The sequence below is a fragment of the Neobacillus drentensis genome, from assembly GCF_036965645.1.
In the GTDB taxonomy this organism is placed as follows: Bacteria; Bacillota; Bacilli; order Bacillales; family Cytobacillaceae; genus Neobacillus; species Neobacillus drentensis_D.
Genome location: NZ_JBALPZ010000060.1, coordinates 118,565 through 131,620 on the forward strand (window position 1 = coordinate 118,565; position 13,056 = coordinate 131,620).

The 13,056-nt window shown below is 39.8% G+C and carries 9 protein-coding genes; all 9 read left to right on the plus strand.

Annotated elements, in window-relative coordinates; genetic code table 11:
* Nucleotides 1-5 precede the first annotated feature (5 nt).
* The 9 genes from V7266_RS13060 (at nucleotide 6) to atoD (ending at nucleotide 13,054) form a co-directional block, all read left to right on the plus strand.
* Nucleotides 6-2,312, plus strand: a complete 2,307-nt coding sequence (locus tag V7266_RS13060; protein WP_335468321.1) for a beta-glucosidase — start codon at nucleotides 6-8, stop codon at nucleotides 2,310-2,312.
* A gap of 168 nt (nucleotides 2,313-2,480) precedes the next feature.
* Nucleotides 2,481-3,479, plus strand: coding sequence for a sugar-binding protein (locus tag V7266_RS13065; RefSeq protein WP_335468322.1), 999 nt, complete (start codon nucleotides 2,481-2,483; stop codon nucleotides 3,477-3,479).
* A 2-nt stretch (nucleotides 3,480-3,481) separates the two neighbouring features.
* Entirely contained in the window at nucleotides 3,482-4,963 is a 1,482-nt protein-coding gene (locus tag V7266_RS13070; protein ID WP_335468323.1) for a sensor histidine kinase, read from the plus strand.
* Nucleotides 4,938-6,524, plus strand: coding sequence for a response regulator transcription factor (locus tag V7266_RS13075; RefSeq protein WP_335468324.1), 1,587 nt, complete (start codon nucleotides 4,938-4,940; stop codon nucleotides 6,522-6,524). Before V7266_RS13070 ends, V7266_RS13075 begins: the two co-directional genes overlap by 26 nt.
* A 327-nt stretch (nucleotides 6,525-6,851) precedes the next feature.
* A complete protein-coding gene (gene mglB, locus V7266_RS13080) occupies nucleotides 6,852-7,910 on the plus strand; it encodes a galactose/glucose ABC transporter substrate-binding protein MglB (RefSeq protein WP_335468325.1) in 1,059 nt (352 codons plus the stop codon).
* Nucleotides 7,911-8,131: 221 nt separating this feature from the next.
* Nucleotides 8,132-9,637 carry a galactose/methyl galactoside ABC transporter ATP-binding protein MglA gene (gene mglA / locus V7266_RS13085; RefSeq protein WP_335468326.1) on the plus strand — a complete coding sequence of 502 codons (1,506 nt, stop codon included), beginning with the start codon at nucleotides 8,132-8,134 and terminating at the stop codon, nucleotides 9,635-9,637.
* 11 nt (nucleotides 9,638-9,648) lie between these two features.
* Nucleotides 9,649-10,701 carry a galactose/methyl galactoside ABC transporter permease MglC gene (mglC, locus tag V7266_RS13090; protein ID WP_335468327.1) on the plus strand — a complete coding sequence of 351 codons (1,053 nt, stop codon included), beginning with the start codon at nucleotides 9,649-9,651 and terminating at the stop codon, nucleotides 10,699-10,701.
* Between the two features lie 373 nt (nucleotides 10,702-11,074).
* Complete coding sequence (locus tag V7266_RS13095; RefSeq protein ID WP_335468328.1) at nucleotides 11,075-12,253, plus strand: ABC transporter substrate-binding protein; 1,179 nt, start codon at nucleotides 11,075-11,077, stop codon at nucleotides 12,251-12,253.
* A 153-nt stretch (nucleotides 12,254-12,406) separates the two neighbouring features.
* Nucleotides 12,407-13,054: an acetate CoA-transferase subunit alpha gene (gene atoD / locus V7266_RS13100; RefSeq protein ID WP_335468348.1), complete on the plus strand. Its 648-nt coding sequence runs from the start codon at nucleotides 12,407-12,409 to the stop codon at nucleotides 13,052-13,054.
* The last annotated feature ends 2 nt before the right edge of the window (nucleotides 13,055-13,056 follow it).

The following is a 13,056-nucleotide window of genomic DNA, read 5'->3' on the forward strand; positions in this document are numbered from 1 at the left end:
TTAACATGGCATCCGCCGAGCTCCAATATTTACCCAGCGCACAAAAAAGTCAAACTTCTACCGTACAGACCAATGCTCCTTATCTGACTGATGCAGCCTCCATCGACAGAGTCATTCGAGCTATGACCTTAGAGGAAAAAGCAAAATTTGTTGTAGGGGTAGGAATGCCTGGTTTCACAAGAGGACCATTTGAAATAACAGGTGCTGTGGGTGGTACATATGGAATTCCACGACTTGGTATTCCTGAACTGCGGATGGCAGATGGGCCAGCAGGACTGAGGATCCGTCCTACAAGGCCTGGGCAGACTCAAACCTATTACGCAACCGCTTTCCCAATCGCTACATCATTGGCCTCTACTTGGGATACAGCTGTGGCAAAGGTGGTTGGCGAAGCTCAGGGAAATGAAGTAAAAGAATATGGAATTGATATGTTTTTGGCACCAGCTTTAAATATTCATAGGAATCCGTTAAACGGCAGGAACTTTGAGTATTATTCAGAGGATCCCTTAATCTCTGGGAAAATAGCCGCTTCCGTTGTGAATGGGATTCAATCCAATGGTGTTGGGGCAACCATTAAACATTTTGCAGCAAACAACCAGGAAACGAACCGAATGATTATTGATACGATTGTATCCCAGCGTGCGTTAAGGGAAATTTATTTAAAAGGATTTGAAATCGCCGTCAAAGAGTCCCGCCCATGGGCAGTTATGAGCTCCTATAATAAAATCAATGGAACATATGCGTCCGAAAACACGGATTTACTAACAGCAGTATTAAGAAAAGATTGGGGTTTTAAAGGTTTTGTTATGACTGACTGGTTTGCTGGTAAAGACCCAGTGGAACAAATGAAGGCTGGTAATGATCTCATTATGCCAGGGGCATCAAAAAAATCTAATCTTATTAAGTTAGCTGTAATAAGCGGAAGATTAGACGAAAAAGTCCTTGATCGTAATATTAAGAACATCCTGCAAATCATTATTCAAACGCCAGAATTTAAGAAATATCAAAATTCTGACCGGCCTGATTTAAAGGCCCATGCAATGGTTGCCAGAACAGCCGCTGCAGAAGGAATGGTCCTATTAAGGAATAAAGATCATGCCTTACCTATCAGTAAAAATAAAAAGATAGCCCTATTTGGAAATACACAGATCGAAACCATTAAGGGAGGGACTGGCAGCGGGGACGTAAATGCTGCTTATACGGTTTCTATTGCAGATGGGTTAACGGATGCAGGCTATGAATTAAATCAAGAGTTATTAAGTAAGTATAAAGTCTATATAAATTCATTGCGCCAGCAAGAACCATATAAAATTAAACCAAATCCATGGGGTGAAGATTTTGGGAAAGTGGTCCCAGTAATCCCGGAGAGACCTTTAGAGGAGAATGAAATTGCTTCTGCTGCAAAAGGAAATGATTTTGGGATGATCGTTATCGGGCGAAATTCTGGAGAAGCTGAGGACCGAAAAGTGGTAAAAGGGGATTACCTCTTAAGTGATGCTGAAAAGGATATGATCTCAAGAGTATCATCAGAGTTCCGAAAGCAAGGGAAAAAAGTGGCCGTAATTTTGAATATTGGAGGGCCGATTGAAGTAGCAAGCTGGAGGGATAAGGTGGATTCCATTCTCTTAGCGTGGCAGCCAGGTCAAGAAGCAGGGAATGCGGTTGCCGATATAGTTTCTGGTAAAGTGAATCCGGCTGGAAAATTAACAACTACTTTCCCATTAAAGTACAGTGATGTTCCATCAGCAGTTAACTTCCCAGGTACACCTGCTTCAAACCCAGTTAAAGTAATTTATCAGGAAGATATTTATGTCGGGTACCGATATTATACAACCTTTAGAGTGAAGACTGCCTATGAATTTGGCTATGGTTTATCCTACACTAACTTTAACATTAGCGATGTGAAGATCAGCGAAGGAAAAAAATTCAAGGACAATCTGTCTTTGAGCGCTATGGTTGAAAATACTGGAAGTGTTCCAGGAAGAGAAGTTGTCCAGGTCTATGTTTCTGCGCCTGATGGAAATCTTGAAAAACCTGCGGTCGAATTAAAGGCCTTTAGTAAAACAAAGGAGTTAAAACCTTATCAGCGTCAACTGCTTCATTTCAATCTTAATGCTAAAGACCTGGCTTCATTTGACGAAGAGAAATCCGCTTGGATTCTTGAAAAAGGCACCTATACAGTAAAGGTAGGCGCTTCCTCCGAAAATATAAAAGGGTCTGCAACTTTTACAGTCGACCATGAAATGATTGTACAAAAAGTCAGTGATGTCCTAAAACCTAAAGTTGACTTTAAGCGGCTTACTAAACAATAAATCGAAAAAACCAGCTTGCATTAAAAGAAAATGCAGGCTGGTTTTTTGTAGGTTTCAAACGAGAAACTCGATTAATATCAAGAGATAAGCTCACATAATTCAGATTGTCGATTTTTGGGATGTTACGTATAATGGATTTATCTTATGCTTTGGGATTGGAGTTGTTATATGAGCAGATTTTCCATCATAGCGTATACAGTTGGAGGCTTGTTTTTTTTAATCAGTTGCTCATTTTCTATATTTTATGGTTACAAGGTGATTACCCATGATTTACCCAAAGAGCAAAAAACAGTGGAAAAGTATAACTACCATTTTGTACTTGTTCCAGAAGAGTTAGACAACGAATATTGGAAACTCGTAGAAAAAGGGGCAAAGGATGCCGCCAAAAAATATGGTGTGCTCCTAGAATATGCTGGACCAAAGCAGGCGAACATTGATGACCATGTAAAGACAATCGAAATGGCGGCTGCCTCTAAAGTAGATGGGATCATGACTCAAGGGTTGAGTGACGAACAATTTACTCCACTCATTGACCGGGTGGTTGCCAGCGGGATTCCTGTTGTTACAGTTGATACAGATGCCGCAAATAGCAGAAGACTCGCCTATATCGGAACCGACAATTATTATGCGGGTTATTTAGCAGGCAAAGCATTGATAGCGGATACATTTGGGAGAGTGAATGTCGCCATCATTACGGGCAGTTTTTATGCGAATCATATGCAGCAGCGTGTCAAGGGATTTGAGGATGCCGTTAAACGTGAAGCAAGAATCAACATTATTACAGTAGAAGAATCCGAGATTAGCAGAGTAAAAGCGGCCGAAAGAGCCAATCAAATATTACAGGAGCACCCGGAGGTTACTGCGTTTTTTGGGACAAGCGCTTTAGACGGAATTGAAATTGCCCATGTGGTTAAAAAATATCATAAACAACATCAGATTTATATTATTGGCTTTGATACACTCCCAGAAACACTAGACTTTATTCGAGAGGGCACGATTAATGCCACGGTGGTTCAGGAACCTTATCAAATGGGGTATGGAGCCGTTAAAATGATGATTGACCTTATCCAAGGAAACAAAGTCTCGCCCGTTGTCCATACTGATACCCGAATATTAAGAAAAACGGACTTACCTTTGAGTAACCAGTACCAAAAGGCGGTCGATTAGTCATGCTATTTCGGATAAGATCCAAACTGTTACTATATTTTATTGTCCTTGTTGTCTTACTCACCTCAGTCGGAATGTTTTTTTATGACCGGAGTGAAAAGCTGGTTTCAGAATATGATGAAAGCTTTGAACGATTTCTTTTGCTTAATGATATCTCTCAAAGAAGTAATTTCCTCACAGAAAGGCTTCATGGGTACATTCTAGATAAGGAAAAGTCGTATCTTTATGACTATCGCAATGAAAAGTTGAAGCTGATTAAGGATCAAAAAAGACTAGTTAAAGTGATGAATACGAATGATGTGACGCTCACGAATTACAAAAATATGATTGATAGCTTTCTAGATGAGGGAGATGCTACGATTGGGGCATTCCAGCAGGATCAGATTAACCAATACTCCAATCACTTTAACGAAGTTTTGAAAGTGAACTCCTTTATCCAGGAAAGTACACTTGCCTTGTTAAATAATAAATTAACAGACTATCAAAAATTCTATGATCAAATGGAGCAGCAAAACCATTTTTATAAGCTCCTGTCGATGTCATTATTCGCGGCGGCCTTTTTCCTTAGCACTTTATTGGCATTATGGATATCCGGCGGGATTACTAAACCGATTAGTATGCTATCGAGTGCGGCCAAAGAGATTTCAAAAGGCAACTTATCTGGTGATGATATTAAAATAACCACAAAAGATGAGCTTAAACTTTTAACAGAAACTTTTAATCAAATGCGGACGAATCTAAAGGTACTTGTGACCGAAATCAAACAACAGGGAGAACTCGATAAACTGTTAAAAGAATTAGAGTTAAGAAGCCTGCAAAATCAAATGAATCCTCACTTTTTATTTAATACGCTTAACACTGTTTCTAAGATGGCTTATCTTGAAGAAGCGGAGGAGACGTCGAGATTAATTGAAGCCGTTGCGGCATTATTACGCTACAATCTCAGCGATTTTGATAAGGTTTCAACCTTAAGAGACGAAGTCAGTATTGTGAAAGAGTACTTCTATATTCAACAAACCAGGTTCGGAGACCGGATTCAATTTAACACGGAGATCCAGGAAGAGTACCTAGATATTGAGATTCCTAGTCTTATTTTACAACCGTTAATTGAAAACGCATTCATCCATGGGGTTGAAGAATATGAAGAAAATGGCGTTATTGAGCTTCATGTTTATCGGCTGAATGACTATATCAACGTTGAAGTTATCGATAACGGAGCGGGAATGGACGAACTTACGAAGAGAAAGCTGCGTCATTATGTAAACGGGTTGGACAATGAAGAACATGTTGAACTTGAGAGAACGAAAGAACAATCCAATGGAATTGCAGTGAAAAATGTGATTAAAAGGCTGCAGCTTTTTTACCAGCAAAAGAATGTGGTGGAAATTGAATCGGAATTAAACCAAGGAACTATTTTCCGCCTCAAGATACCAGTCACATTTAGAGGGGGTAACAAACTTGTTGAAAATTCTTATAGCAGATGATGAGATTCTTGAACGAAAAGCTGTAGCTAAAATCTTAAAGAGTTCAAAAGTGGACGCGGTTGTTATTGGGGAAGCTCAAAACGGAAGAATTGCTATTGAGATGGCCCAGGAACACCGGCCGGATATCATTTTTATGGATATCAAAATGCCGGGTATTGACGGTGTCCAAGCTGTAAAAGAGATTAAAAAGTTAGAACCAGGCATTCGATTTATCATGGTTTCTGCTTTTAATACGTTTGAGTACGCTAAAGAAGTGATGCGGCAAGGGGTCAAGGAATACATTCTTAAGCCCAGCAGTAAGAAGGATCTACTTGATAGTTTGGAGCGGGTTGCAGACGAGATTCTTGCAGAACGAAAGGCAAAGGAAGAACAGGAGAACTTAAGAGAAAATCTTAACCGGGCCGTTTCGATTGCGCAAAAAGAGTGGGTGTCTTCTCTAGTAATGAACCAAGTGCAAGATATGACCTTTGATGAGTGGAGTCAGCTTCTGGGTGTGGAGATTATATCCGGCTATGCGATGTTATTTACATTAAAGACAGTCTCTAAGACAGAACTAAATCCGCTAGAAAAAGAAAAATGGTATAGATGGCTTAAAGCCTCATTAAAATCCATTGTGGTTAAGCATGAAATTATGGTGGGAGCGATGGTGGAGAGTCAAGTTCCAGTCCTATTTCTGTGTAAAAGTTCAGCGGAGAAAAGTCAATTTAGAACAACCGCTGAATCCATAATCGAGAACATTTTTCGGCTTTTTAAACAGGAATATGGTAAGGGTGAGTTAAGGATTGGAGTTGGGAGTCCCTATAACCATGCACATGAGTTGAACCGGTCCTATCATGAAGCAATATGGGCACTCGAAGAGCTAGTGAAAACTCCTAATCGCAAGTTTTTATTTTGTAACAAACAGGGAACTGCGTTTGAATTACCAACTGACTCTGAGATTATGGAGGTGGAGAAAAAGCTCCTCGATAGTATCAGACAGGGCGATGTTAATCAGGTGATGTTGATCTTTGATTCCTTTGTAACCAAGCTGGGTACTAATCAAATCGCACCATCTATGGTAAAAAAATCTTTTGATGAACTGTTTATCCTAATTTCCCGCATGCTGCACGATCTGGGAATCAATTATGAGCGGTCACCAAAAATGGATGAGTCGGATCATATTCAAATGCTTCTTGAAACAGGAAAGTCACATATACTAGCCGTTGTTCAACATGTACAGGTATGGAGGAATAACCATGCGAAGGGAATGCTGCAAAAAGCAAAAGATTACATTGAAAAGCATTATGCTGATGCGATTACATTGGAATCCGCTGCCGAATATGTGGAGCTAAGTCCTTTTTATTTCAGCAAATTATTTAAGGACCGGTTTGGAATGACTTTTATTGATTATTTGACGGAGATACGAATTAAGCAGGCAAAGGCTGAAATGATCGATCACGGAAAGAGCATGAAGGAAATCTGTTATTCTGTTGGCTACAAGGACCCGAATTATTTTAGCAGAGTGTTTAAAAAGTTAACAGGACTGTCACCAAGTGAATTTCGTAAGACATCAGTCAAATAGGATGAAATCGTGGAAGGATCAATTTCGTATGAGATTGATCCTTTTTTATATAGGTTCGATTAAAAGACATTGTTGTATTTTATACTCTGTTGATTGGAGCGGAAATCAACAGCCAATTTAAGAGAGCCTTTATATAAAAATACAGTTTTATTACATTAGTGTTTCAAAGATTGCAAAATAATCTAGACAATCGCAAATAAGTGCTATAGGTCGCCCCTATTGGAACCGTTATCAACATGCTACCATATGTGTAAGGGCTTACAAGTACTTAATTAAGCTTCCTAAAAAAGCTTAGCAGAGTCTTAATAAAATAGAAAAGGGAGAATGATGAGTGTGAAGAAAAAAGGATTGGTTCTATCATTAGCAGTTGCATCTAGTATTCTATTAGCAACAGGCTGCAGCAGTTCAACGAGCGGTTCTGGAGATTCCGGAAAGGATAGCAAACTGCCAGCTGTAGGGGCTACAATCTACAAGTTTGATGATAACTTTATGTCATATGTGCGCCGTGCGATGGAAACTTCAGCAAAAGGAAAAGTTAACCTAATGCTGAACGACTCACAAAATGACCAAGCCAAACAAATCGAACAGGTGGATACGTTAATTGCAAAAGGCGCAAAATCGCTGGCAATCAACTTAGTAGATCCAAAAGCGGCACAAACCATTGTAGACAAAGCAAAAGCTAAAGATATTCCTGTCATCTTCTTTAATAAAGAGCCGGATGAAAGTGTATTACAAGGCTACGATAAAGCATATTATGTTGGAACCACTTCATCAGAATCAGGCGTTCTCCAAGGTGAATTAATTGCTAAGGCTTGGGAAGCGAATAAAGATAAATGGGACAAAAACCATGATGGCAAGATTCAATATGTATTATTAAAAGGTGAGCCAGGGCACCCTGATGCGGAAGCTCGTACAAAATATGTGGTTGACACTGTAAAGTCTAAAGGTATTCAGGTGGAACAATTAGCAATGGATACAGCGATGTGGGATGCAACCAAAGCAACTGAAAAAATGGATGCTTGGGTTTCTAAATATAACGATAAGATTGAATTTGTAATCGCTAACAACGATGGAATGGCTTTAGGTGCTATTTCATCACTAGAAAAAGCAGGCTACTTCACTGGTGACAAGTTTATTCCAGTTGTAGGTGTTGACGCGATTCCAGAAGCACTTGAAATGATTGAAAAAGGAAAAATGGTTGGTACAGTCTTGAATGACGCGAAAAACCAAGGTAAAGCAACGATTGAACTTGCAGCAAATGCAGCAAAAGGTAAAGACGTATTAGACGGAACTGAGTGGAAGCTAGATGACAAGAAAGCGGTTCGTGTACCGTACGTTGAAATCACAAAAGACAACATCCAAGTTGGTAAGGATGCATACAAGTAAGGGGTAATGTTCGAAAGCGCCTGTACGGGGGAATAACCCCTTGGCGCTCTTCGAACGAAGGAAAAGATCATGCTTTTCCTTCGTTCGGGGAACCAAGCTAACAGATTAGGAAAGCTGGACACCGTGAAACTATTATATTCAATATTTTTTATTAACTAAATAGGAGCCAGACCAGGAAGAGCCGCTCATATTTTTAAATGGTTAAGTTAGGAGGTTCATTTATGACAGGATCTAGTACTGCCAATCTACTTGAAATGCAAAATATTACAAAACGATTTCCAGGGGTACTTGCTTTAGACAATGTTACCTTGAAAGTAAAGCCGGGTTCGGTCCATGCCCTAATGGGTGAAAACGGCGCGGGAAAATCGACCTTAATGAAATGCTTATTTGGAATTTACTCAATGGACGAAGGCAAAATCACCTTTAATGGAAGTGAGGTTGCATTTGCCAACTCTAAGCAGGCACTAGAAAACGGCGTTTCTATGGTGCACCAGGAATTGAACCAGGTCCGCCAGCAAAACGTTATGGATAATATTTGGCTGGGCCGTTATCCGAAAAAAGGTATATTCGTAGATGAAAAGAAAATGTACGAAGATACTGCAGCCATTTTTAAAAGTTTAGACATTCATATCGATCCTCGCAGTAAGGTTAGTTCTTTATCTGTTTCAGAGATGCAAATGGTCGAAATCGCCAAAGCGGTTTCCTATCATTCTAAGATTATCGTAATGGATGAGCCAACATCATCCCTTACTGAGACGGAAGTCAATCATTTATTTAGAATCATAAAAAGACTACAAAGTGAAAATGTGGCGATCATTTATATCTCGCACAAAATGGAAGAAATCTTAAAGATTTCAGATGAAGTAACGATCATGCGTGATGGTCAGTACATTGCGACCAGGAGTGCACACGACTTAACCACAGATGAGATTATTAAGTTAATGGTAGGACGCGACTTGTCACAGCGCTTCCCGGCCAAGGAAAACAAGCCAGGTGATGTGATCTTGAAGGTTACTGATTTAACCGCAGAAACACAGCCATCTTTTTCAAATGTAAGCTTTGAGCTGAAAAAGGGGGAGATACTTGGTATTGCAGGTCTGGTTGGTTCTAAGCGAACAGAAGTAGTCGAAGCAATCTTTGGAATCAGGGCATTAAAATCCGGAAAAATGGAGCTGAACGGCAAGGAGGTTAAAAACCATTCTCCACAGCATGCCATCAAAAATGGGTTTGCACTTGTAACCGAGGAAAGACGATCTACGGGAATCTTCTCAGATTTAAGCATCAGCTTTAACTCGATTATCTCAAACATGAAGCAATATAAAACAAAGAGCGGATTTTTATCGAATAGGAAGGTAGCGGATGATACTCAGTGGGTTATTGATTCGATGAAGGTAAAAACTCCATCACAAAAAACAGCAATTGGCAGCCTATCCGGAGGTAACCAGCAAAAGGTTATTATCGGGCGCTGGCTCTTAACGAAGCCTGATATATTATTGCTGGATGAACCGACTCGGGGTATTGATGTAGGGGCAAAATTCGAGATTTACCAATTAATCAACCAATTAGCAGCAGAAGGAAAGGGAATTATTATGATCTCTTCTGAAATGCCGGAGCTGCTGGGAACAACAGACCGAATTCTGGTGATGAGTAATGGAAAAGCAGCCGGGATCGTTGATACGAAGACCACTTCTCAAGAAGAAATCATGCGATTAGCCGCATTGTATTAGGAGGCGACAAAATGAGTACAGAAGCTTTAAAAAAATCAGCATCTAAGGATGTAAAGAATTCAAAATCAGGTTTCTCCAAATGGATTGTTGATAATGTGATATATTTAGTTTTAATACTGCTAGTTGTAGGGATTGTGGTAGCATCCCCAGATTTCTTATCGATGACAAACTTAATTAATATTCTAAGTCAGGCGTCATCACGTGTTATTATCGCTCTAGGGGTAGCCGGTATCCTGATTCTAGCCGGTACTGACCTTTCAGCAGGCCGGATGGTCGGATTAGCAGCGGTAGTTTCAGCTTCCATGCTTCAGGCAAGTGATTATGCTTATAAAATGTATCCACACTTACAAGAATTACCGTTATTTGTTCCTATTATCATTGCAATGTTAGCAACTGGTTTAATTTCTGCTATTAGTGGTGTGATTGTCGCTAAGTTCCATGTACCGCCATTCATTGCCACTCTAGGAATGATGATTGTCGTGTACGGTACTTCTTCTATCTACTTTGACCGTCCTCCATATGGAGCACAGCCAATTGGCGGTTTGAGTGAGAAGTTTACCACATTTGCTCAACGCGGGATCAAACTTGGTCAATATGAATTTCCATATCTGATCTTCTATGCCATTATTGTTTCACTGATTATTTGGGTCATTTGGAATAAAACACAGCTTGGTAAAAATATGTACGCAATCGGCGGAAATCCTGAAGCGGCAAAGGTTTCAGGGGTTAATGTAGCAAAAAATATCATCATCATCTATATGATCGCGGGTCTACTTTACGGCTTCACTGGTGTTCTTGAAGCAGGTCGTGTTGGCAGTGCTACCAACAATACGGGTAACATGTATGAGATGGACGCAATTGCAGCCTGTGTAGTGGGCGGGGTGTCCTTAACAGGTGGCATTGGAACAGTACCGGGAATCGTAACAGGCGTTCTTATTTTCCAAGTTATTAACTATGGATTAGCTTTCCTAGGGGTAAGCCCATACATCCAATTTATCGTAAAAGGGTTAATTATCATCGTCGCAGTAGCCTTCGATATGCGCAAACACGCAAAGAAAAAATAAACAAAACCAAAGGCAGCCTCCAACTTGGAGAGCTGTCTTTTACTATATGATCGATGGAAACACAGCTATAGTTGTTATGTATAAAATAGATCGTTCGATATTATAGAATATCTTTGAAAATTGAAAAAAAAGTGAAGGATGATGATAAATGCAAGATAACTAGAGTTATGCAGCTTAAATGAGTTTGAAAAATGGTATATTTCAGAAATATTAAAATTAATAAATAATATACTAGACGAATGAAATTAATTGTATTACAATACTAAATATCAATTAATTCAACGACTAAACATACCTTTACTACGAAACTACTAATTAACGGATGTTTATGTCAGAAAAATCAGAAAATATATATATAAGGGGGATCATCATAATGAAGAAGAATTTTGCAAAGATGTTTATGGCTTCAACATTATTGGCTGGCGTATTAGCTGGATGTTCTGGAGCAAAAGATAGTTCTAACGGCGGAGGAGATACCATTAAGATCGGCGTGAACTTAGAGCTTTCAGGAGGAGTTGCTTCTTACGGGGAGTCGCTGGCTTCAGGAATCAATCTTGCTGTTGATGAAATAAACAAAAAAGGCGGAGTTGATGGCAAGAAGATTGAGCTTGTTAAAGTGGATAATAAATCAGATGCCGCTGAAGCTACAAACGGTGCTATCAAGTTAACCAGCCAAGATCAAGTAACAGCTATTATCGGTGCTGCTACGAGTGGTGATACTGTTGCCCAAGCTGAAATCGCAGATAGCAATAAAACCATTTTATTAACTCCATCAGGAACAGCTCCAAACGTAACGGTTACAGATAAAGGAAAATTAAACGAATACGTATTCCGTACTTCTTTTATTGACCCATTCCAAGGAACAGTTGCAGCCAACTTTGCAGCTAACGAATTAAAGGTTAAGAAAGTAGCTATTTTTGCTGACAGTGCGAGTGACTATGCAAAAGGTTTAGCAGCTTCATTTAAAGAAACGTTTGAAAAAGCAGGCGGTAAGGTAGTTTCTGAAGAGGCATATGTTGGGAAGGATACAGACTTCCGTGCAACGTTAACACGTATTAAGGCGGAAAATCCTGAATTCATCTTTATTCCTGGATACTACGAAGAAGTCGGTTTAATTGTAAAACAAGCCCGTGAATTAGGAATCACTGCTCCGCTAATGGGTGCAGATGGCTGGGATTCACCAAAATTAGTAGAATTAGCTGGTGCTGATGCGTTAAACAACACATATATCACGAACCACTATTCTTCTGAAGACCCAGACAAAAAGATTCAAACATTTGTAACTGCGTATAAAGAGAAGAACAATGGAGAATCACCGAATGCTTTCAACGCCCTTGGCTATGATTCTGTCTATCTATTAGCAGATGCGATCAAGAGTGCAGGCAGCACAGATTCAACAAAGATTAAAGCAGCTTTAGAAAAGACTAAAGATCTTTCTCTTGTTACAGGTGTTGTGACAATCGATAAAAACCACAACCCAATTAAATCCGCAACTGTTTTAGAATATAAAGACGGTAAGCAAGTATTTAATACAAAAGTAGATCCTAAATAAATCGAGGTTTCTCTCAAACTATGATTTTGAAAAAGACATTTTCGCTGATATGGCGAAAATGTCTTTTTTTTTTGGCACGGTTCTTGCATATTAACTGGCGTAACGATATTTACTTCGGTTTTAATTTTCAGGAGGTGCTTTGAAGTGAATAAGATGATTTCAATGGAAGAAGTTTCATCCATCTTTACAGATGGCATGACGATTATGGCTGGAGGTTTTATGGGGGTCGGTACACCCCAGGAGCTTGTTACGGCCATGCTTGAAGCTAATGTAAAGGATATTACCCTGATCGCAAATGACACCGCTTTCGTAGAGACGGGGATTGGACCTTTAATTGTAAATAAACGTGTAAAAAAGGTAATCGCTTCACATATTGGAACAAATCCAGAAACCGGCCGGCAAATGATTGCAGGTGAAATGGAAGTTGAACTAGTCCCACAAGGAACTTTGGCTGAGCGAGTACGTGCCGGGGGAGCAGGTCTAGGCGGAGTGTTAACACCTACTGGGGTGGGAACTATTGTCGAAGAAGGAAAAGAAAAAATTACCGTCGATGGTCGTGAATATTTGCTCGAAAAACCTCTTCGTGCCGAGGTGGCATTGCTGAAGGCTTATAAGGCCGATAAAGCTGGGAATTTAATTTATCACCGTTCTGCCAGGAACTTTAACCCTTTGATGGCATTGGCCGCTGACACTGTTATTGTCCAAGTTGAGCAGCTTGTAGAGGTGGGAGAAATTGATCCAGATGAAGTTATGACACCTGGAATCCTCGTCGATAAAATTTATGTTCAAGGAGACTGTTAGTA

Bases quoted from the DNA above. Each gene is read 5' to 3' on its own strand.
- V7266_RS13065 (WP_335468322.1), top strand. From the start codon at position 2,481: ATGAGCAGATTTTCCATCATAGCGTATACAGTTGGAGGCTTGTTTTTT.
- mglC (WP_335468327.1), top strand. From the start codon at position 9,649: ATGAGTACAGAAGCTTTAAAAAAATCAGCATCTAAGGATGTAAAGAAT.
- atoD (WP_335468348.1), top strand. From the start codon at position 12,407: ATGATTTCAATGGAAGAAGTTTCATCCATCTTTACAGATGGCATGACG.
- mglB (WP_335468325.1), top strand. From the start codon at position 6,852: ATGAGTGTGAAGAAAAAAGGATTGGTTCTATCATTAGCAGTTGCATCT.
- V7266_RS13095 (WP_335468328.1), top strand. From the start codon at position 11,075: ATGAAGAAGAATTTTGCAAAGATGTTTATGGCTTCAACATTATTGGCT.
- V7266_RS13070 (WP_335468323.1), top strand. From the start codon at position 3,482: ATGCTATTTCGGATAAGATCCAAACTGTTACTATATTTTATTGTCCTT.
- mglA (WP_335468326.1), top strand. From the start codon at position 8,132: ATGACAGGATCTAGTACTGCCAATCTACTTGAAATGCAAAATATTACA.
- V7266_RS13060 (WP_335468321.1), top strand. From the start codon at position 6: ATGGCATCCGCCGAGCTCCAATATTTACCCAGCGCACAAAAAAGTCAA.